We start from the raw sequence: 20,972 nt of genomic DNA, 5'->3' as shown, positions 1-20,972 counted from the left end.
TTAAAAGAGGAAAAATAAATAATGAATAATAATATTGATCTGGCTGATTTAGTGCGTAAAGCGCTTATTTCATGCGGTTGTAATGAAAACTTATTACAAAATTTTGATGCGCATTCCACCATTCAGTTAGAGTTTGATGAAAAGCCCAGTATTTTTATCTCTCGTGATGATGAAGATGAAATTTGGGTATGGTCTAGCTTAATGCCTCTTTTAACAGAGCCAGAGCGTGAGACCCTGTTGGAAAGATCGGCGAGTTTGATAAAAGAAAAATTAGAGGCGGAATGTGATTTTTCGGCCACCAAGAAACTTGAGTTGGATAACGACGAAGACGCTATTCATTTAAAAGTTAAAGTAGATCCCGATTATCTACATGATCATGAAAAATTTTCAACCGTATTAACCGGTTTTTTTGAAGAAATAGAAACCTATTCTGAGATGCTTCGATAATGCACAAACTCAGATTATTGCGTTATAAAGCGCATCCACTTCGCCTGTCAGGCCCTATTATTGAAGCACGGTTGTTCGGCGTAAAGATAGGGGAAATTTGTGACATCAGGTCTGATTGCTCTGAATCAGAGGTCATTTGTCGAGCTCAGGTTTTGGGTTTTTATAATGACAGAAGTGTTCTGAGTTTAATAGGGAATGCACGGGGTCTATCAAGAGATGTGGTGATTATACCAACAGGGGCAGCTTTATTAGTCACAATAGATGATTCCCTGTTGGGTAGTGTTGTAGATCCTTCGGGGAAAATAGTGGCTCATTTAAGCGAGCCTACAGAGATAATGCATAATCCTTCAATTCGTGCTATTGATTCTCCACCCCCTTCTTATTTACATCGACTATCTATTCGTGATCCTTTTATTACAGGGGTGAAAGCAATAGATGGGTTAATCACCTGCGGTGTAGGTCAAAGAATGGGGATTTTTGCGGCTGCAGGCTGTGGTAAAACTTCATTGATGCATATGCTGATTGAACAGGCAGATGCAGATGTTTTTGTGATAGGGCTTGTGGGTGAACGGGGACGTGAAGTCACTGAATTTACTGAAGTTTTATCCAAGTCAGGGCGCGCGCAAAAATGTATTGTGGTTTATGCCACTTCAGATTTTTCTTCATTGGATCGTTGTAACGCGGCATTACTGGCCACGACCATTGCGGAGTATTTTCGTGATCAAGGTAAAAAAGTCGTACTTTTTCTTGATTCGATTACACGTTATGCCCGTGCGCTACGTGATGTGGCGTTGGCAGCAGGAGAGGCACCCGCACGGCGAGGATATCCTGCCTCTGTTTTTGATTCACTGCCTTCGATATTGGAACGGCCAAGTAATACCAAAAATGGCAGTATTACTGCTTTTTACACTATTTTGCTCGAAAGCGATGATGAGCCTGATCCGATAGCGGAAGAAATTCGTTCTATCCTGGATGGTCATATCTATTTAAGCAAAAAACTGGCCATCAAAAATCATTATCCAGCCATTGATGTATTACACAGCATCAGCCGTGTTTCAAGCCAGATTTGCGATACCAATCACCTGAGCATGGCCGGTGAATTCAGAAATATTTTAGCTAAAATTCAAGAGCTGCAAATGTTTGTTGAACTGGGTGAATACCGCCAGGGAGAAAACGCGGAAAATGACCGAGCCATCAAAAAACGGCCGGCATTATTAAAATGGTTACAACAGAGTATGAACGAACACTCATCATTTGAGCAAACCTTGCAGGCCATGAATGAGCTTACTCAATAACATCGTTGTTTTATTAAATCGTTGTGAAATGCATCAAAGAAGATGCGACATTGCTGTGTTTCAAATCAAGCAAAAAGAACAGAAGTTAGATAAAAAACTTGAAGAGATTGAATTAAAACGAAAGCATTTAAAAACCCTTCTTTATTTACAAAAGCCAGAAGGGAAAATGAACAAAACGGGTCTTTACGCTATTCAAAGACGTTTAGCGATTGTTCGGCGTAAATTAACAGAGTTGAATTTAAAGGAAGTCCCAATACAAGAAAAAAAGATGGAATACCAAAAAGAAAAAGAAAAAGTAATGCAAGAGCGCCAATATTGGCTACGTAAATCAGATAAATATCACCATTGGCAAAAAGTGCAAAAAAAATTACGCCGCATGGCTCAATTAAAACAAGAAGAAACAGAAATGGAGGAGATCATCACATGCAAGAAAAAATAGACATCGGTTTTTTGCAAAATAATTTGCAACAAGAAATGCCGGAAAATGAAATAAAAGCCCTGCCAGTACCGAAACAAGATAAAGATCTGCAATTAGATTCTTTTTTATCAGAAAAGTTAAAAACGCTCTTAAAAAAAGGACTGGAAGGTCAATGCTCTGATCAGCAAAAAGAGGTGAATCATACATCTCAGAAATCATCAGAAATCAATGACGAATTTGATGATATGAGCACCGAAGAATACGATACATCTGAAAAAGAAGATGACACTCTTCCTAAAGAAGCCAACATGGTCATTCAGGTCTACAAGCCCATGTCTAGTCATGAATTAGAACAGATTAGAAAACCTCAGGCTGAATCTAAAGCATCCGATGACATTCAAGCAGGAAGTTTGGAAAGCAATTGTCTTAGAAAAAAACATTTGATGGCAGCAAGTTATGCAGAAAAACAGTCACCAACAAACCTAATAAAAGGGGGGAAAGTGGCCCCCATTTCACCTGAAACCAAGAACCAGAAAGGGCTTAAAAAATCTGACACATTGAATACAGAGCCGGTATTACATCCTTATCATCATCATAAAGATAAAGTGAAAGACGATGTTTTACCAGAAGACAAAACATCTGATTTTTTATCTTTTAAAGTAGGTGAAAAGAAGGAAATAAGAGAAAAAATGGAGTCTACCCCTACGGGTATGCACTTGCATCAAACATTTAAAGAACAGCAACCTTTGGTGGGCAAAAACACGCCTGAGTTGGCTTCTAAAAAACAGGAACTTCCATTTGTTCAGGATATCACCAATCTCAAAGAGGCTGATACTGGAAACAATTATCATTTTAAAAGCTGGAAAGGGGCAGGAGAAAAATCAGTCAATATTGTGATGTCGCCTAAAATCAATGATGAACCAAGGCAATTTTTGTTGACACCCTCCAGCCCTGAAGTAGGGCAGCATTTAAAAGATCACTGGGAAGAAGCCAACCATGGACGCTGGGTTTTGCTAGATGATCAAAACGAACAGCCAAAGGATCATCAACATCAAGCAAAACAAGAAGAACAAATGGATGAGGAAAGCACGTGAATTGCTTAAAATTACCTTTATTATCGGAGATAAAAGAGCGTCGACTTGAAACTTTCTGGCGCGCAGAAGGGGTTCCCGTGAGCATTTCGTCCCCTGATGCCTTTTCAGAATTACTGTTTTTTACTGCTGATGAAAGCTGGCAAGGGGTGATGAATCTGGGAGAATGGTTTTCTCATGTTGCACCTGAAATGTCAGGATTATCAAACCAAATGTATGACAACCTGCAGTTAAAACGACTGTTTTCAGCAACAGAGCGCCCTGTCGATCTGCCTCCACAATCATTATCTTATAAAAAATTACGACTACAGGCCCTACCTGATCACAGTATATTTGAAAAACCTTTATTGTGTCTGGAAACTTCTCAAGGGGCACTTTGGATCACAAAATTGCCTGAAATGGAGATCCCCCGTCCATCGTTGCCTAAAAAATTAAACCTGTCGATTTTACCCATCCTTTTAACATTTGAAATCGGCGTCAGCCAATTAAGTTTGGGTTTGTTAAAAAAAATATCAGTGGGGGATATATTATTAATTTCACAGTTAACAGATAGAGTCAGTACTGCCGGTATTGGCATTGGTCGTTATCAAAAAAATGAAGGACAGATCATGATTGAAAAAAGAGATGAAGAATATGATAAAAATCTAGAAGAAGATGAATATGAAGATGAAGAGGATGAATATGAGGATGAATATGAGGAACAGAATGAACACGAAGATGAGGAACATCAAAAAGATCAAGAAAACGATGATGGCGATGACGCCGAAAATGAAAATAAAGTGAATGAACATCATCCAAAAGATCAAAAAAAATCTTCATCTCTTTGTGCTCAGGTTCCAGTGACACTCACCTTTATCTTGCAAAAAAATAAAGTCACAGTAGAGAAATTAGAAAAAATCTATGAAGGTGAAGTGATTCCGCTTGAACCCTCTATAGAGGAAAGAATTGAAATCAGGGCCAACAATGTACGGATTGCTCGTGGCAAATTACTTGGGATGGAAAATGGAGCATTGGGTGTCGAATTAACTCAGCTTTACCAAAGTAAAACATAGGAAAACCTAAGATGGACAATGACATTTCACTCATTTCAATTCTTGCATTTTCAACATTATTACCCTTCGTCATCGCATCAGGCACTTGCTATATCAAATTTTCGATTGTGTTTGTGATGGTCAGAAATGCCCTCGGATTGCAGCAGATCCCGTCAAATATGACCCTCAATGGTGTCGCTTTGCTGTTAGCCAGTTTTGTGATGATGCCTATTGTCAAAAACATCTATGAAGGCCATAAAAATGCACAATTCGATGTCAGAAACCTTTCCTCGGTGATCGAATTCGTTGAAAATGGTCTCGATGGCTATCGTTCTTATCTTGTCAAATATGCAGATCCAGAGTTAACCCAATTTTTTGAAAAAGCCGCCTCTGACAGAAAGGAAGAAGATTTTGTTGGTGCCGAAGAGGAAAAACCCTCTATCTTCGCTCTTTTGCCTGCATACGCGTTAAGCGAAATCAAAAGCGCATTTAAAATTGGTTTTTACATTTATTTGCCCTTTGTGGTGGTTGATTTATTGATATCCAGCATTCTACTGGCGTTGGGGATGATGATGATGAGCCCTGTCACCATTTCTGTGCCGATCAAACTGGTCTTATTTGTTGTATTAGATGGCTGGACCCTGATTTCTAAGGGAATGATTTTACAATATATGGATTTAGCTGGAGCCAGCTCTTGAACAGACAGAGTAAAATATGAATGATTTGGTATTTGCAGGTAACAAAGCACTTTATTTAATTTTAACGTTAAGCGCGATTCCTGTTGCTGTGGCAACAGCAGTAGGGCTGATCATTGGCCTGATTCAAACTGTCACACAGCTACAGGAACAAACCTTGCCGTTTGGAATCAAACTATTAAGTGTCTCTTTATGTCTTTTTTTATTAGCAGGTTGGTATGGAGACACCCTCTTGGCTTATGCACGTGAAGTGATTGGTATCGCATTGCGACGGCCATAAAAATGATGATAGACTTCACTAATCATTTTTTAAATGAATTAATCGTCGTTCTTTTTGCTTCTGCTCGATTAATGCCTGCCTTCTTTCTCTTGCCTTTTTTTAGCAACAACGTATTAACCGGTTCTCTAAGACTGCCGATTACCATGCTGGTGGCTTTTTCATTATGGCCTTATCAGGAAAAGGTATTACCTCCTTTTGAAACTTTTTTATACCTGGGCTTAGTCAGTAAAGAGCTGCTGATTGGTGTACTTTTGGCTTTCCTTATTTCCTGGCCTTTTTGGATTTTACATGCGGTAGGAGCTATTATTGATAACCAAAGAGGAGCGACCATCAGTAGTAGCATCGATCCTATCAGCGGTGTTGATACTTCAGAACTGTCTAATTTTTTTAATTTGTTTGCCGCGGCGGTTTTTTTACAAGGTGGCGGCATGACTTTATTTTTAGAAAGCTATCATCAAAGCTATCAAATATGTTCCCCTCTCAGAGACTGTACTTTTGCTTTTTCTCCTATTTTTGCCATTCTCACTAAATTGATGTCAAAATCGTTAATCTTGGCCAGCCCTGTGATCGCCGTATTATTAATGACAGAAGCGATATTAGGATTATTATCCCGCTTTGCGCCACAATTAAATGCGTTTTCTATTGCGCTAACCGTAAAAAGTTTAATCGCATTTTTAGTGATCATCCTGTATTTTTCTGCTTTTATTCCAGATCAAATAAATTCCCTGTCTTTCTATTCAGAGTTACTCCCTATTTGGTTTAAATAAAATTTAAAAAATTTACTTTAAAATTACATTTCATGACATTTAAATAAATAATTTAATATAGAATTCAATTCGTATTAAAAATATAAAAATATAAAAATATAAAAATATAAAAATATAAAAAAATGAATCGTATATTCATTTTTATTTTAATGATAAAAAATAACATTAAGTTATTTAAATGAAATGAATTAATCTATTATGTCATCTAATAAAACAGAAAAACCGACCCAAAAAAAATTAAAAGATTCTGCAAAAAAAGGGCAATCTTTTAAAACTAAAGATTTTATTATTGCCTGTTTAATGTTAGCGGGCGTGCAATATTTAATTTCTTTTGCTTCTTTTAGTGAATTAATGTTTCTTTATAAAGAAATTATTTCTTTTAATTTTGAATACGATATTCATCGTTATACGATTTCTGTTTTATCGATTGGATTTAAAATTTTTTTACCTATTTTATTGCTCTGTATATTTTGCTCCGCCTTACCGAGTTTATTACAAACTGGATTTTTACTAGCGACTAAAGCCATCAAACTGAATTTAGGCGCACTAAATCCGACTAAAGGATTTAAAAAAATATTCAGCTTACGCACAGCCAAAGATGCCGTTAAATCTGTTTTATATTTGGGTACTTTTTTTGTTGCAGTCCTGGTGGTTTGGAATACAAAAAGAGGCGTTTTATTTCAACAATTACATGGCAGCAGCCCTTATGAAATCGCGATGGTTTGGGGCCAGCTTTTACAAAGCATATTATGGACCTGCCTGGGATGCATCGTGATTATTTTAATTTTAGATGCCTTGGCGGAATACTTCTTGCACATCAAAGATCTGAAAATGGATAAACAGGAAGTGAAACGTGAAATGAAAGAACAAGACGGAAACCCAGAAATAAAAGGAAGGCGTCGTGAATTACATATGGAAATACTTTCGGAACAAATTAAATCGGATATTAAAAATTCACAATGTATTATTGCCAACCCAACACATATTGCAGTAGGCATTTATGTCAATCCAGATACTGTCATGATGCCTTTTATTTCAGTTTTAGAAACGAATCAAAAAGCATTGGCAGTCAGGGCTTATGCAAAAAAAGTCGGGGTCCCTGTTATTCAAAATATTTCATTAGCCAGAGCAATATATAAAAACAATAATCGCTATTCTTTTGTTCGTATGGATGAATTAGATGAACTCTTAAAATTATTGTTCTGGTTATATGATGTAGAAAGCGAAGGGTATTATAAATTACTTTAAATGCACTTTATAAATTACTTTAAATAAACCAATAAAAATATTTTTATAAAAAATGATGTATCAATAATGCAATTTTTTTAAGCATTTTAAAAACTGGGGGAAATATGAGTGTAATACGAGATATTAATCAAAAAAAAATATTAGAAATAGATGATGAAACAGCAGAAATGCTGTCTGATGCCATTATAAATTCAGCGTCTTTAAAAGATATTCATAATATTCCTGAAGAAATGATGGAGGGATTATATGCTTACGCTTACGATTTTTATCAAAAAGGAAAACTGGATGAAGCAGAAACATTCTTTCGGTTTTTGTGCATGTATGACCTTTATAATTCTGATTATTTCGTCGGGCTCGCGGCCGTCTATCAATTAAAAAAACAATTCAAAAAAGCCATCGATTTATACGCTATCGCGTTTGCATTAAATAAAACCTCTGATTACAAAATTGTCTTTTTGAGTGGCCAGTGTCAATTATTCATGGGCAAACCCAGACAAGCCAAACTCTGTTTTGAATTAGTGTATGAAAAAATAGAAGATCAATTCATACGAAAAAAAGCAAAAGCGTATTTAGACACCATGCAAAAAATAAAATCTAAAAAAACAGCCACACAGGAGGCATAACATGCTGAACAATGTCGCAGGTTCATACAATCCTTTCATTCCGTCACCTGATTATGCCGATCCTAACCAATTTGAAGAGGAATTTGACGCTCAGGAAGATGATCATGAGGCTGAAAGTGCTGTTGATGATAGAAAAGGTTTTATAGGACGACGCGGCTCACAAAAAGCCGCGAAAAAGCGTGCGGAACATCCTATGAAGGAAGCCGCACAACATAAAGCGAATGAGTTAGAGCTTTTTGATCCTAAAACGTTTTTAGCTCAAGCAAATCAGGCATTATTAGAATTACAGCTCGTCGAATCTGCTGAAAAAACCGATCTTGAAAAAAATCCTGAGTTCACAGATATCCCGATTATGAGAGCGCCTGTTAGCGGAGCGGAATCTTCCTATGGGGGATTGTACGAGCTACTTGGAGAGGTCGCTAATATTTTGGGGGATGCGGATATTCTTAAGTTAAAAGAGAATTTAAAGTTATTGCAAGAAAACAGCAAAGCCGTAGAAAACAACTCAAAAGAAATTCAAGGTTTAGTCACTAGCAGAGAAGAACTCAAGGAAGAACTGCAAAAAGTATCAAAAATCACAGATAAAGAAGAGAAGGAGAAAAAATTACAACAAATCAGTCTAAAAATTAAAGACCTAAATGAAAAAACAAATACTTTACTTAAAAAGTATGATCTGACTCACGATCAAATGAAACGCATGCAAGACAATGTTTTATCTTTAACGCAATTAATGGCTGAAGTAATAAATCTGATGAGTGAGAGCTCTAGCATTGACATACAAAATACTAAAAAAGTGATGGAAGCTGAATTCCAAAACAATATTACACAAATGAAGGAGCAAATAAAAAAAAATAAAGAGGCAATGGAAAAAGCCAATGAAATGAAAAAAACCATGGGGTGTATTGCTAAGGTGATTGGACATGTAGTCACTGCGATTACTGTTCTCAGCAGTATCGCTGCCGTTTTTACAGGGGGAGCCAGTTTAGTCATAGCGGCACTTGCTCTAGGTTTATTAGCTGCAGACAAAAGCCTGGAACTTTCTGGAAAAAAATCATTAACCGCCATGGCCATGGAGCCCGTCATGAAAGCTATAGCTGATGGTATTGCATCTAGACTTGAAAAAGATGGTCTTGATAAAAACACGGCTAATTTAATAGCCGCCATCTTGACTGCAATTATTTTGGTTGTTGCGCTTGTGTTAGTTTCAGCAGGCTTGGCTTTGAAATCGGTTTCTCAATTAATTTCTAAAATCGTCCCTAAATTTATTTCAAAATTTATTGGAAAAATGGCCTCAAAAACAACTCAGTTAATGATGAAGTACAGTAATTATGTAATGCAGGCTCTGCGTGCAATTTTATATCCAACCGGTCATGCAATAAACGGCACGGGAGAGATTATCTCGAACGAGTATAAGGGAAAGTCCGTGGATGCTCAGGCTGAGATCAAAAGGTTACAATTTGAGAGAAAGCGTATTAATGAGCTAAGACAAAGTATTGAATCGCCTATGGAAAGCATTTCTGACGCAGTAGTTCATTTAAAAGAAGATCTCAGTCAAGCGATCTTGAGAGCACTTTCGAGTATGCAAGTTTTTGTAAGAGCCATAAAAGGCTAAATATTACTTATAATAAAAAGGAAAATACATATGAATGTTACACCAAATGACGGTAATAAAACCAATCCCAGCAGTACCTCCCCAGAAGAGTTAAATCCTCAAGAACAGCAACCATCCGCTTCTGGTGTTGAAGACTGTTCTGACACGCTTGCGGAAGATGCTGTAAAGAAAAATACAAAGGCTGTTGTTTTAAAAAAAGCAAAACAAGCTCATGAGTTAGAAAAAGAGGGAGCAGAAGCTGCGTTTAAAAAAAATATAGAAACAGGTATCAAAAATATTAATCACTCCTATTCAAAAGCAATTAAAAAACTGGAAAATTTAGTTACAAAATTGCAGAACCATCAACATGTATCTATGGAAGAAGTTGAAGCAATCATATCTGAACATGAATCAACATTAGAGTCTGAGTCTGATTCAGACTCAGATATAAGCGATGAAATCTCGGAAGAGATGCACAATAAAATCAATGATATAGTCGAATCAGCATTAAAAGATCCGTCAATTTTAGCAGCAAGATCTGAACATAAAAAGCTTTCTCAAAAATATGAAAAAATAATAAGTGCGCTTAAATTGGAGATCAGCAGGCCTGATATATTTTCACCTGAAAATAGAGGAAGTTTGGCTAAGCTAATTTCAATGATTGGTGAACTCAAAGGTTTATTACGTGATATGCAAAGCAGTGAAATAGCTATCATGACGAAAATGGGTGAACTATCTAAAAAAGCATTAGATACAGAAATTTTGGGGATGAAAGAGCAAATGACGGCTGAAAAGACGGCGGCCATATATGGACTTATTTCTACCATGACCGTGTCAGCGGTTTCAGCAGTTGTAAGTTTAAGAAGTTTGGCAAAGACTCATCAAGCAAAAACAAAATATAAAGAAATAGAAAGCACACATAGACCACTTGCGAAGGCTAACAAGCAACACGCTAACAATTCACGCAATCCAGAGGTTAAGGAAAGTCATGAAAAGAAGAAAAATGAACACCTGGAGGCAATTAACAAAGCATACAATAAAAAGCATGAAGAGATAAAGAAAGCAAAAGTGTATGAAAGCATCTCTAGTAGTGGGTTTCAAATGGCCGGTCAGGTTGGTGAAGTCATCAGAACCATCACCAAGCAATCCCTGGGAGAAGAAGCGATGGTGCAACAAAAGCTCAGTGAATATGAAAAAAATCTTGCAGAGAGAGGATTACAGGATGCTCATGACGGCCTGACAAATATCAATAAAGGCATCAATGGAACTGCAGATATAGCATCAAATACTATAGGTAGCCAGATACAGTCCTCAAAAGCGGTGTAAAAGAAGAATAACAGCAGGGGGTGATTCATCTCATCCCTAATAATACAAAAAAGTGCTCAACTAAAATAATAGGATTCAACATTTTATGGCTACTGCTACTTCCGGAATCTGGATGTCTTCAAATGAATATATAAAAACCGAACCAAATGACAAAATTCCAGAAAATCAATTCGATAAACAAGAGAAAAATTTTTCAGGCTTCCCTTCTCTGGAATCTGAAAACCATCATAATAATGATAGTACTGTTGAAATTTATAAAGAATCTTTAAAGAATTTTTTATCAGAATTCAAATGTTATCAGAATGAACAAACAACAGAATTAAATCAGCACATAGGCGCAACACATCTTCGTGCAATGATAGCGTTATCAAAAGCCTCGAGTGCTGAACAGCAAACACTTTTTCAAGAGATATTTAAAAAAACCTTCATCTCCGAGGGTGGATCAGTAGAAGTGCTGAAACGCTTTATTTTAGATTCAACAGGTCTGGAAGCGAACGAAAAAGAGTTTTGTGAACAACAGATTGCTAACCTTTTTCCTGAAACATCTTCTCTTATTTTAGACCCAGTGAATAAACAGTTAAAAAATGACAGCGGCAGTACAAATGAGCTTGATGCGCCGCCAGCCCCACCGAGCCTGCCAGGAGAACCGATTCATGTACCACCAGCGCCACCGAGCCTGCCAGGAGAAGAATCGATTCATGTACCACCAGCCCCACCGAGCCTGCCAGGAGAACCGATTCATGTGCCACCAGCGCCACCGAGCCTGCCAGCACCGCCGAGCAGCGATGGAGGTGGCCTGCTAGAAAGAGTGTATACGAAAGTAACTGGTGTTATGAACAATGTTAAAGATAGTTATGTGGATGTACATGGACGTGTGTCGAACGCCCAAAAAGACTATTCAAAAGAATTGAGCGAAATAAATCGTATGGAACAATGGATAGACAATACGGATAAGTCTGGCGAAAAAATAAAATTTAAAGCAGGGGCCTATCTCAAGGCATTAGAGGAATTGAAAAAGCGCTATGGGTTTACAGAAGGAGCTGATATATCGTTTTGGGATCCAAAAGAGAAGGATTATGTCAATGTTGATGACGCAAATAATCATAATGCGCCTATTCAAATTTGGCAATATTACGATCGAAAAGACAATACTAAGCAGGGCCAAAAAAAGGTTTTATATCCCACAGTGGCACGAGAAGTGAATGATAAGTTAACAAGTAAAGAGCAGATGACAAATTTGTGTAATGACCTTGGATTATCACCTGAAAAGTCTCTTGTTCAAGTGAATATATGGAATAAAAATAAAGGAGCCAAAGGAGAGTATGAAACAGGCTACATTATCGTTGCGAATCCCACTGATGTAGATACTCTGATTAAGTCGGTAAAAGACACGTTTCCAGAACTTGATCTGACACCATCCGAAACAGCTGAGGAAGAGGAGGAGCGTTTAAGACCATTAAGAGAAAATATAAAAAAGGTGAAGCAGGGTTATGAAAACCTTCTTCACTGGCTGGAAATTTATAAGAAAAACCCTGATACAGTAAAAGGAAACTATGAAAAAAAAGTATCAATGGTGAAAAAAGCAATAGAAAGTCAAAAGAATGAGTTGAAGAAAGCAGAGGATGCATTGAGGCAAGCGCAGCCACGATATAAATTCTACGAAATAGATATTCAAAAATTTGGCCCATTCAAAACGACTGGCACCACGATGACGGACAATGCTTTAGGAGACACGAGACAATCCGCGCAAAAATTGAGTCAAGCCCATTCGATGGCCGAAAATTTATATAAAGTATTAGCTAATGCATGTCAGATGATAGCAGACGCTTTGATAGGAATTGTAAGAAATTGGTGAATAAAATGCCTTTTATAAAAACGCACAAAACAAATCAGATGGTGACCAAAAATACGTTGGGTCAAAACAATAATAAGTATAAAACCGCCTTAGAAGAAAATTTAAGAAAGGTCAGCTCTATAGATCATCCGATGCCTGGTTCAAAAATAGCAACAGATGATCAAATGACGACTGGTATTAAAGAAATAAGGGGCGCGATAGAAAAAAATATAAAAGAAAACGAAAAAAAACGCGTCGCCAGGTATCAATTACCTCAATGTCGATATCAATTACCTCAATGTGAAGGCAATGAAAAGAAAGTCGAATATTTTAGCAACATTGTGAATTACGCGGCTATGATACTAGAATCTGTAGAAGGCAAAAGTGATGGTCAAAAACTGGGAAAATGGACAAAAGACTTACAATCTGATTTTTTAAAATTAAAAACCGCATTTGAAAAATCTAGCGACCAACAGAATTCTTTAGATATTTTAAGAAAAAACAAAAAACTGACTCAGTCTTTGCAGGGAACGATAAGAGAAATAGTTGATGATTTAGCTAAGCATAATCAGCACGAAGATAAAAGTATCCTGGATATTTTTATGGAAAAAAATACTTATTTGAATTCAGATGAGATGAAAAAGCATGTTGATTTAAATAAGCATGAATTTAGATTACTAAAAAATCATGTTGATCAAGTATACGCCATGGGTGCAGCCGATTTAATTAATTGTCAAGATATTTATAAGGCATTATCACAGGATTTACCCTACTGTTATAAACTTAAAGGCGGTAAAAACGCGACACCTCATTCTAAAGAAATACCTCATCGACCAGCAAAAATGACCCATAGTCAGTCAGCGAAGTCATCTTTACGAGAAGTTAATAAGCGATCAAATGATAATCTAGAGTCTATCGAAAATACACCTGGCCGCGCTAGTAGTACAGTCAATCCAAAGTATCTGATAGAAAAAAAAGATGAAACGAACAGCTCTAATTCCATAGAAGGCAAAGCAGTCCAATCCACACCAGAGACCTTGAAAGCAATAGAAGATGAAGATTTACAGCCACTGACAAAAAACGTTCAGTATCGCAATCATCCTAACCTTTTTGATATCTGGAATTTTAGCACCAGTAGTTGGATAAAAAATTCGTTCATAAATGCAATATATCGTTTTTTCAAAAATAAGTGATCATCCGGTGAATAAAAATCGCTTTTGAGAGAATTTAAGAATGAATTTAGCCCATTGCCAAGGATCGAGATAGACCATTTCTTTTATTGTCAGAGTATCGGTTTTAAAAAATGACATTTTAATTAAAAATACCATTTTTTTCTTGCCAGTTGCACAGCAGCTCGTTAGTATTCGCTCGCGTTAAAAACCAATAAGAAATGTTGATATGTGCGTCCGTAGCTCAGTTGGTTAGAGCACCACCTTGACATGGTGGGGGTCGGTGGTTCGAGTCCACTCGGACGCACCAGGTGGTCTCTTTTTTTCTCTTCATTTTTTTCTTTATCTTCTTTCACAGATCAACACCAACACCTATTGTTTGAACGAAATACAGCCCATCAGGTCGTGTATTCAATAGGTTGATTGTATAGAGTAAAAATTTTACAGTTAATATTTTAGACAAGGAAAGCCCCTGAATGACAAAATCTTATTTGTTTTTTTTATTTTTTTTATTGATGGTCAATATGACATCACAGGCGAAGAACATTGTAACATCACCCTCTACTGAGCCTTCTCAAGAATCATCCAACCCAATAGAAATAGATGATGTAACAATCATTTCAACACAGCTTATTCTTGATAATCAATTTCAGCGGCTCTGCAAAAAGTGGGGGTTTGTGATCTGTTAGTCTTCTACCAAACGTTGTAAACCGACTACTTTTTCATTATTTTGAGTACGGATTAAGGTCACCCCTTTCGTGTTCCGGCTGATTGAATTCATTTCAGATGCACGAGTACGAACTAAAGTGCCTGCATCAGTAATCATCATTAGGTGATCGTTTTCATCTACTTGAATCGCCCCCACTACATTGCCATTGCGTCCATTCACTTTGATAGAAATCACGCCCATACCGTTTCGAGACCTTGTGGGATATTCTTCTTTGGAGGTTTTTTTACCATAACCATTCGCTGTCACGGTTAAGATATCTCCGTCTCCACGAGGAATGATCAGTGACACAACGCGATCTTCTTGAGCCAAACGTATTCCCCCAACCCCTCTTGCGGTTCGGCCCATGGCGCGGACATCATCTTCTGAAAAACGAATGACTTTTCCTTTAGAGGAAAATAACATCACTTCATTAGTGCCATCCGTGAGGTCGACGCCTATCAGTTCATCCCCGTCATCTAAATTGAGTGTGTAGATGCCAGTGCTGCGAGGGCGACTAAATTCCAATAAAGCGATTTTTTTGACCACGCCACAGGCGGTTGCCATGAAGACATATTGCCCTGTTTCATAATTTTTAACGGGCAAAATGGCCGTAATGCGTTCATCGGGATTTAATGGCAATAGATTCACTATGGGCCTGCCTCGTGCTCCACGACTTGCTTCAGGTAATTGATATACCTTCAGCCAATAAAGGCGCCCACGGCTTGAAAAACATAAAATGTTGTCGTGCGTATTGGCTACCAGCAGGCGCTCAATAAAGTCCTCGTCCTTGGTTCGAGCCGCCGATTTCCCTTTCCCTCCCCTGTGCTGGGCTTCGTAATCGCTCAGAGGTTGATATTTTATATATCCTTGATGAGAAAGTGTCACCACCACATCTTCTTGAGGAATCAAATCTTCAAGATGAATATCCGCGGTGTTAATTTTGATTTCAGTACGACGTGGATCATGATATTGGGCTTTGATGGACAAAAATTCTTCTCGAATGACTTCCAATAAACGATCGGGATCAGAAAGGATTTTTTGTAATTCGTGAATGGCGTTTAACAGTTCTTTATATTCATTGAGTAGATTGTCGTGTTCCAGACCCGTTAATTTTTGTAAACGCAGATCCAATATCGCTTGGGCTTGCTGCTCAGTAAAATGATATTCCCCGTTATGAATCCCAAATTTGGCTTCTAACCATTCTGGACGAGCGATATCTTTTTCATCTCCAACACAATCTAACATGCTCGTCACATGACCTAATGGCCAAGCCTGCGCCAGCAATCCTGTTTTGGCGTGAGTGGGGTTCCCAGCATTGCGAATTAACTGAATAATGACATCAATATTGGCTAAGGCCACGGCTAATGCTTCCAAAATATGAGCCCGATCACGAGCTTTACGTAATTCAAAGAGCGTACGGCGTGTCACCACTTCTCGCCGATGTCGTATAAAAGCCCTCAAAATGTCTTTTAGGGTCATGACTTTGGGTTGCCCGTGATCCAAAGCCACCATATTGATGCCAAAAGAAACCTGTAATTGTGTCAGTGAATATAGCTGATTGAGTATCACCTCAGCGATGGCATCGCGTTTTAATTCAATGAGGATCCGCATCCCCTCTTTATCAGATTCGTCACGCAAGCAACTGATCCCTTCCAAGCGTTTTTCTTTGACCAGTTCTGCGATTTTTTCAATCAATTTTGTTTTATTCACCTGATAAGGAATTTCATCGACAATAATGCTTTGCCGCCCGGATTTTTCGTCCACTTCTATGTTTGCTTTAGCTCGAATATAAATTCGGCCTCGCCCTGTACCATAGGCCTGTTCTATGCCTTTACTCCCGTAAATAATACCGGCGGTAGGGAAATCAGGGCCTGGCATATGTTTCATCAAATGTTCAACACTGATATTTTCATCATCAATGTAAGCAAGGCAGGCTGCTATGACTTCAGAAATATTATGAGGAGGGATATTGGTTGCCATCCCAACGGCAATACCCGAGGATCCATTGATCAACAAATTCGGTATTTTGGTTGGCATCACCTCTGGAATTTGCTCTGTTTCATCGTAATTGGGCACAAAATTCACTGTGTCTTTGTCAAGATCGGCCAGTATTTCGTGCGCTATTTTTGACATGCGAATTTCGGTATAACGCATGGCAGCGGGAGAATCTCCGTCAACTGAGCCAAAATTGCCCTGACCATCCACCAGCATGTATCTTAAAGAAAAAGGTTGGGCCATACGAACAATGGCATCATATACTGCGGTGTCACCATGAGGATGATATTTACCAATCACATCCCCGACGACCCTGGCCGATTTTTTATAGGCTTTGTTCCAATCATTCCCCAATACTTTCATGGCATATAACACACGGCGATGAACGGGTTTGAAACCATCTCGAACATCGGGTAAAGCTCGCCCAATAATAACCGACATAGCATATTCTAAATAGGAATCTGTAAGTTCTTGTTCAATGTTGATTGGGATAATTTCTTTGGCAAGCTGGCTCATTAAAGTGCTATTCCTTTGATATTCTTTTTGATGATGGAGGGGATCTAAAATGATTTAATACTATCACAATCTGAATCTTAGCCGGATATGATATATTCAATCTCTCACAAAAAAGGAGCCATTTTTAATCATGCCAAAAATCGACAAATGGAATAAACCACACAACGTAGATGAACAGGAAATCGCCAAATTTTCGGCTCTGGCTTCCCGCTGGTGGGATACCTCGGGAGAATTTAAGCCATTGCACCGTATTAATCCTTTACGTTTGGATTATATTTTGCAGCATACAAAAGGGATTTTTGAAAAAAAAGTGCTTGATGTCGGTTGTGGCGGGGGGATTTTAGCAGAAAGTTTGGCACGAGAAGGAGCTCAGGTGACAGGATTGGATATGGATGTTCAATCTCTACAGGTTGCTCGGAGGCACTCCATGGAAAGTGGGCTTGAGATCCATTTTGTGTGTCAAACAGTGGAATCTTATGCAGAAGATCATGCTCAAGATTATGATGTGGTGACCTGTATGGAAATGCTCGAGCATGTGCCAGATCCTGCGTCTGTTGTGCGGGCCTGCGCGACGTTAGTCAAACCTTCTGGTCATGTTTTTTTTTCGACCATTAACCGGAATACCAAAGCCTGGTTGTTGGCAGTCGTGGCGGCAGAATATATTTTAAAAATGTTACCTAAAGGAACGCATGATGCAAAAAAATTTATTCGGCCATCAGAGTTGATTGACTGGTTAGAAGCGGCCTCTTTGCAGGAAAAACATATGATAGGCTTGCATTATAATCCGATACTGGACCGTTTTAAGCTTGGCCCGAATGTGGATGTGAATTATATGTTGTACGCTCAAAAAGAGATGGACTGATCTCATCACCAGTGGTGATTAAAAAAATGATTTAAGCAAAAAAACTGACAGCGCTTTCTATCACTTTTTTTTGTATTTCATCAGAAAGATTGTAAAAAAGAGGTAGGCGAACCAAACGATCACTTTCTTGGAGGGTGTTTGTATCTTCCCCAACGAAGCGCCCAAATTTTTTCCCCGCGGGGCTGATATGCAATGGAACGTAATGAGAAGTGATGAAAATATCATTCTTTTTCATATGATGAGTAAAATGTTCCCGATCTTCTTTATCACGTAATTTAATATAAAACATATGAGCATTTTGTATGCTGTCTGTAGAGATATAGGGGAGGCCTATCTGGCAAGACAAAGCGAACCGTTCTAAAGCGGAATAATAATTTTTCCACAATACCCACCGACGAGCGTTGATCTGATCTGCGGCCTCTAGTTGCCCCCAAAGATACGCTGCCTGTAAATCGGACATTAAATAGCTCGACCCCAATGAACGCCAAGTGTATTTATCCACCTGACCTCGGAAAAAGCGGCTTCTATCAGTGCCTTTTTCACGAATGATTTCAGCGTTTTCAATCAGGCTCTTGTCATTAATGAGGATCGCCCCCCCTTCTCCACCCGCTGTGTAATTTTTGGTTTCATGGAAGCTAAAACAACCGATATCTCCTAAGGTTCCCAGGGCTTTTCCTTTATAGGTCGACATCACACCTTGTGCAGCATCTTCCACCACATATAAATGGTATTTTTTGGCCAAATCAAGGATAAAGTCCATTTCACAAGAGACACCGGCGTAATGTACAGGAACAATGGCCCGTGTTTTTTGAGTGATCGCCGCTTCAATTTTTGTTTCATCTATGTTCATGGTATCGGCACGAATATCAACAAACACTATTTTTGCGCCCCGTAAAACAAATGCATTCGCGGTAGAAACAAAAGTAAAGCTTGGCATGATCACTTCGTCATCGGGTTTGATATTTAACAGTAATGCCGCCATTTCAAGAGAAGCGGTGCAAGATGGCGTCAGAAGTGTTTTTTCGCATTTAAAACGTGCTTCGATCCACTCTTGACATCGGTGGGTAAAGCGGTTGTCACCACTGAGTTTTCCCGATTGCATGGCTTGTTGCATGTAAGCAATCTCGGTTCCCACTATGGCGGGTTTGTTAAATGGAATCATTGCATCCTCTCTCCATTTTGCTCAATCCATTCACGCAACATTTTTATGTGGCTCTTCCAGTGCTGTTTTAGATCATCGACGCCATGTTGTACTTTATTACATTGAGATGTAGTTTGTATTTCGTGGCAACATTGCTGTAAGTAAGACAGTCCAACAGAGCCGCAGGCGCTTTCAATTTTATGTGCCTCTTCTAAAATACCCTGCTGATTCTTTGTTTTTGCATGATCCTCTAATGTGGCCAAATAATGAGGAAGCGTTTTTTCAAACAGCGCCACATTTTTTTTCATGGTCGGAAATCCTAACAGTTCTATGTAGTGTTTTAGCAAGGTTAGATTGAGAACAGATCCTTTATCCTCGATATCTCGATACTGCTGTTTTCTCTCTGGATGAGGTCGGGAAAAATCGGAAAAATATTTTCTGATTATTTGAATAAGACTTTGCGTAGAAAGCGGTTTAGAGAGTACATCATTCATGCCTTTCTCTAAATACTCTTTTTCTTTTTTTAAGATATTAGCCGTAAAGGCAATCAAAGGGGGCAGTGACTTTTGATGATGATCTGATCGAATCTGCTGAGCAATCTCAAAACCAGTCATATCTGGCAGATGAATATCCAAAAAAACCAGATCAAAACGTTCAGGACTAAAGATTGACAGCGCTTCACTGCCACTCATGGCCACTTCAAAACTGATCTTTAATTTTTTAAAAACAGCGCAAGCGACGGTAATATTGATATCAACATCTTCAACCAAAAGAACATGAAGCAGAGGCAAATTGATATCCTCATTCTTCACAACGGCTGTGTTTTCTAAACATAATGGCGCTTTTACGGACAAAGTAAAACAAGATCCCTGACCCTTCATGCTCTTTACGGTAATGTCTCCTCCCATTTTTTGGGCGAACTGTTTTGATACAGCCAAGCCGATACCAGCCCCTTTGTTTGCTGTTTTGCCTGGAGTGTTTTTAATTTGATAATACAGAGTAAAAATTTTATCTTGTTCTTCAATAGAAATGCCAATACCAGGGTCTTTAACACAAAATATTAATCGGTTTTCTGATTCATAAGAGACTTTAACAATAATTTTGCCCTGATCAGAAAATTTGGCGGCATTACCAATTAAGTTCCAGAGTATTTGACGTAACCGCGTACCATCGATAATGACTTTTTTGGGTAGATCAGGCGACAGTTTTATTTTAAATTCTAGCCCCTTCGAATAGGCCAATAAATTAGAAATATGTTCTAATTCCACACAAAAATCAGTAAGAGAGATTTCTTGCTCATCGAGCACCATTGCGGCCCGCTCTATTTTATTGATATTCATAATATCGTTAAAAATATGAATTAAAGTGAACGCATTGATATAAATCGTTCTCAGATATTGTGTTCGATCAGGGTTTAATTCTGTATCCAGTAAAATATGACTGAGCCCCACAATCCCACTCAGAGGCGTGAGTAACTCATGACTGATGGTGGAGATAAACCTGTCTTGATCTCTATTGATTTTTTTTAAAGCATCTTGATGAAAAAAATCCCGTGAGCGCATTATTTCAAATTGATCAATCAAACGAGATAAACTTTGACGGGATTGCTCCACTTTTTTGATGACCCTGGAGAGAAAATACAGTGTCACTACTACAATAAAAGAAATAAAAAAAATGAGGCGTAATAAATTAAACTCATTCATTTTTTTATCTAGTGTAAAAACTGTAATAATTTCGATTAATGTGGCTGTGATTATCAATAAAAATGATGATAAAATTGAAAAATTGAAGTCTCCCATATTTAAGATTAAATGAACACATCGGTTTGTTAACATTTTAAATTGCTTCATAAATATCTATTACCTTTTTATTTATGATCACCTGAGATCATTTTACACATGGAAACGAAATCTAGATATGATGGAAATATAAAA

Annotated in this window: 18 protein-coding genes, 1 tRNA gene and 1 pseudogene; 17 read left to right on the top strand and 3 right to left on the bottom strand. The window is 38.0% G+C overall.

The genetic code is table 11. The features are described from left to right. Positions 1-21: 21 nt before the first annotated feature. The 16 genes from AACL23_RS10020 to AACL23_RS09945 all read left to right on the top strand — a co-directional run bounded on the left by AACL23_RS10020 (position 22) and on the right by AACL23_RS09945 (position 14,504). Complete coding sequence (locus tag AACL23_RS10020; protein ID WP_339051471.1) at positions 22-447, top strand: type III secretion chaperone; 426 nt, start codon at positions 22-24, stop codon at positions 445-447. Next, complete coding sequence (gene sctN, locus AACL23_RS10015; RefSeq protein ID WP_095034095.1) at positions 447-1,742, top strand: type III secretion system ATPase SctN; 1,296 nt, start codon at positions 447-449, stop codon at positions 1,740-1,742. Before AACL23_RS10020 ends, sctN begins: the two co-directional genes overlap by 1 nt. Further along, positions 1,726-2,181, top strand: coding sequence for a type III needle complex assembly protein (locus AACL23_RS10010; protein WP_339051467.1), 456 nt, complete (start codon positions 1,726-1,728; stop codon positions 2,179-2,181). Before sctN ends, AACL23_RS10010 begins: the two co-directional genes overlap by 17 nt. Next, entirely contained in the window at positions 2,166-3,254 is a 1,089-nt protein-coding gene (locus AACL23_RS10005; protein ID WP_339051465.1) for a type III secretion system needle length determinant, SpaN/EivJ family, read from the top strand. The genes AACL23_RS10010 and AACL23_RS10005 overlap by 16 nt, the downstream gene beginning before the upstream one ends. Beyond that, a complete protein-coding gene (locus AACL23_RS10000; protein ID WP_171967090.1) occupies positions 3,251-4,303 on the top strand; it encodes a FliM/FliN family flagellar motor switch protein in 1,053 nt (350 codons plus the stop codon). Before AACL23_RS10005 ends, AACL23_RS10000 begins: the two co-directional genes overlap by 4 nt. 11 nt (positions 4,304-4,314) lie before the next feature. Further along, positions 4,315-4,980: an EscR/YscR/HrcR family type III secretion system export apparatus protein gene (locus AACL23_RS09995; RefSeq protein ID WP_100096457.1), complete on the top strand. Its 666-nt coding sequence runs from the start codon at positions 4,315-4,317 to the stop codon at positions 4,978-4,980. Between the two features lie 16 nt (positions 4,981-4,996). Then, positions 4,997-5,257 carry an EscS/YscS/HrcS family type III secretion system export apparatus protein gene (locus AACL23_RS09990; protein WP_015873899.1) on the top strand — a complete coding sequence of 87 codons (261 nt, stop codon included), beginning with the start codon at positions 4,997-4,999 and terminating at the stop codon, positions 5,255-5,257. A 2-nt stretch (positions 5,258-5,259) separates the two neighbouring features. Then, on the top strand, positions 5,260-6,024 hold the full coding sequence (sctT, locus tag AACL23_RS09985; protein WP_015873900.1) for a type III secretion system export apparatus subunit SctT: 765 nt from the start codon (positions 5,260-5,262) through the stop codon (positions 6,022-6,024). Between the two features lie 198 nt (positions 6,025-6,222). Next, a complete protein-coding gene (locus tag AACL23_RS09980) occupies positions 6,223-7,272 on the top strand; it encodes an EscU/YscU/HrcU family type III secretion system export apparatus switch protein (protein WP_100096456.1) in 1,050 nt (349 codons plus the stop codon). Positions 7,273-7,376: 104 nt separating this feature from the next. Further along, the gene (gene sicA, locus AACL23_RS09975) at positions 7,377-7,895 is read left to right on the top strand and encodes a type III secretion system translocator chaperone SicA (protein ID WP_015873902.1); all 519 of its coding nucleotides are present in this window, start codon (positions 7,377-7,379) and stop codon (positions 7,893-7,895) included. A gap of 1 nt (position 7,896) precedes the next feature. Continuing rightward, positions 7,897-9,507, top strand: a complete 1,611-nt coding sequence (sctE, locus tag AACL23_RS09970) for a type III secretion system translocon subunit SctE (RefSeq protein ID WP_339051458.1) — start codon at positions 7,897-7,899, stop codon at positions 9,505-9,507. A 30-nt stretch (positions 9,508-9,537) separates the two neighbouring features. Next, positions 9,538-10,812: a hypothetical protein gene (locus AACL23_RS09965; protein ID WP_339051456.1), complete on the top strand. Its 1,275-nt coding sequence runs from the start codon at positions 9,538-9,540 to the stop codon at positions 10,810-10,812. Positions 10,813-10,897: 85 nt separating this feature from the next. Then, positions 10,898-12,667, top strand: coding sequence for a hypothetical protein (locus AACL23_RS09960; protein WP_339051454.1), 1,770 nt, complete (start codon positions 10,898-10,900; stop codon positions 12,665-12,667). A gap of 5 nt (positions 12,668-12,672) precedes the next feature. Continuing rightward, the gene (locus tag AACL23_RS09955; protein ID WP_339051452.1) at positions 12,673-13,839 is read left to right on the top strand and encodes a hypothetical protein; all 1,167 of its coding nucleotides are present in this window, start codon (positions 12,673-12,675) and stop codon (positions 13,837-13,839) included. A gap of 209 nt (positions 13,840-14,048) precedes the next feature. Then, a tRNA-Val gene (locus AACL23_RS09950) sits at positions 14,049-14,125 on the top strand. A gap of 166 nt (positions 14,126-14,291) precedes the next feature. Continuing rightward, positions 14,292-14,504 (top strand): hypothetical protein, encoded by a 213-nt coding sequence (locus tag AACL23_RS09945; RefSeq protein WP_100096452.1) that lies wholly within the window; start codon positions 14,292-14,294, stop codon positions 14,502-14,504. A gap of 2 nt (positions 14,505-14,506) precedes the next feature. On the opposite strand, the pseudogene gyrA reads toward AACL23_RS09945, so the two are convergent. Beyond that, positions 14,507-17,035: pseudogene (gyrA, locus tag AACL23_RS09940) on the bottom strand (DNA topoisomerase (ATP-hydrolyzing) subunit A); the annotation flags it as partial. A gap of 130 nt (positions 17,036-17,165) precedes the next feature. Between gyrA and ubiG the strand changes: the two are divergent. Next, complete coding sequence (ubiG, locus tag AACL23_RS09935) at positions 17,166-17,897, top strand: bifunctional 2-polyprenyl-6-hydroxyphenol methylase/3-demethylubiquinol 3-O-methyltransferase UbiG (RefSeq protein ID WP_100096450.1); 732 nt, start codon at positions 17,166-17,168, stop codon at positions 17,895-17,897. A 31-nt stretch (positions 17,898-17,928) separates the two neighbouring features. On the opposite strand, the gene rffA is transcribed toward ubiG, so the two are convergent. Together rffA and AACL23_RS09925 are read right to left on the bottom strand one after the other, a co-directional pair. Beyond that, complete coding sequence (gene rffA, locus AACL23_RS09930; protein ID WP_339051448.1) at positions 17,929-19,059, bottom strand: dTDP-4-amino-4,6-dideoxygalactose transaminase; 1,131 nt, start codon at positions 19,057-19,059, stop codon at positions 17,929-17,931. Further along, positions 19,056-20,837 (bottom strand): ATP-binding protein, encoded by a 1,782-nt coding sequence (locus AACL23_RS09925; RefSeq protein ID WP_422389651.1) that lies wholly within the window; start codon positions 20,835-20,837, stop codon positions 19,056-19,058. The genes rffA and AACL23_RS09925 overlap by 4 nt, the downstream gene beginning before the upstream one ends. Positions 20,838-20,972 lie beyond the last annotated feature (135 nt).

The sequence above is a fragment of the Candidatus Williamhamiltonella endosymbiont of Tuberolachnus salignus genome (assembly GCF_964019775.1).
Lineage (GTDB): Bacteria > Pseudomonadota > Gammaproteobacteria > Enterobacterales > Enterobacteriaceae > Hamiltonella > Hamiltonella defendens.
Note: the sequence above shows the minus strand (reverse complement) of the source record. Positions and strands in the feature narration are given on the sequence as shown.

What these genes read in the sequence shown, in the direction of transcription:
- AACL23_RS10020 (WP_339051471.1), top strand. Translation starts at nt 22, where the DNA reads ATGAATAATAATATTGATCTGGCTGATTTAGTGCGTAAAGCGCTTATT.
- sctN (WP_095034095.1), top strand. Translation starts at nt 447, where the DNA reads ATGCACAAACTCAGATTATTGCGTTATAAAGCGCATCCACTTCGCCTG.
- AACL23_RS10010 (WP_339051467.1), top strand. Translation starts at nt 1,726, where the DNA reads ATGAGCTTACTCAATAACATCGTTGTTTTATTAAATCGTTGTGAAATG.
- AACL23_RS10005 (WP_339051465.1), top strand. Translation starts at nt 2,166, where the DNA reads ATGCAAGAAAAAATAGACATCGGTTTTTTGCAAAATAATTTGCAACAA.
- AACL23_RS09995 (WP_100096457.1), top strand. Translation starts at nt 4,315, where the DNA reads ATGGACAATGACATTTCACTCATTTCAATTCTTGCATTTTCAACATTA.
- AACL23_RS09990 (WP_015873899.1), top strand. Translation starts at nt 4,997, where the DNA reads ATGAATGATTTGGTATTTGCAGGTAACAAAGCACTTTATTTAATTTTA.
- sctT (WP_015873900.1), top strand. Translation starts at nt 5,260, where the DNA reads ATGATGATAGACTTCACTAATCATTTTTTAAATGAATTAATCGTCGTT.
- AACL23_RS09980 (WP_100096456.1), top strand. Translation starts at nt 6,223, where the DNA reads ATGTCATCTAATAAAACAGAAAAACCGACCCAAAAAAAATTAAAAGAT.
- sicA (WP_015873902.1), top strand. Translation starts at nt 7,377, where the DNA reads ATGAGTGTAATACGAGATATTAATCAAAAAAAAATATTAGAAATAGAT.
- sctE (WP_339051458.1), top strand. Translation starts at nt 7,897, where the DNA reads ATGCTGAACAATGTCGCAGGTTCATACAATCCTTTCATTCCGTCACCT.
- AACL23_RS09965 (WP_339051456.1), top strand. Translation starts at nt 9,538, where the DNA reads ATGAATGTTACACCAAATGACGGTAATAAAACCAATCCCAGCAGTACC.
- AACL23_RS09960 (WP_339051454.1), top strand. Translation starts at nt 10,898, where the DNA reads ATGGCTACTGCTACTTCCGGAATCTGGATGTCTTCAAATGAATATATA.
- AACL23_RS09955 (WP_339051452.1), top strand. Translation starts at nt 12,673, where the DNA reads ATGCCTTTTATAAAAACGCACAAAACAAATCAGATGGTGACCAAAAAT.
- AACL23_RS09945 (WP_100096452.1), top strand. Translation starts at nt 14,292, where the DNA reads ATGACAAAATCTTATTTGTTTTTTTTATTTTTTTTATTGATGGTCAAT.
- ubiG (WP_100096450.1), top strand. Translation starts at nt 17,166, where the DNA reads ATGCCAAAAATCGACAAATGGAATAAACCACACAACGTAGATGAACAG.
- rffA (WP_339051448.1), bottom strand. Translation starts at nt 19,059, where the DNA reads ATGATTCCATTTAACAAACCCGCCATAGTGGGAACCGAGATTGCTTAC.
- AACL23_RS09925 (WP_422389651.1), bottom strand. Translation starts at nt 20,837, where the DNA reads ATGGGAGACTTCAATTTTTCAATTTTATCATCATTTTTATTGATAATC.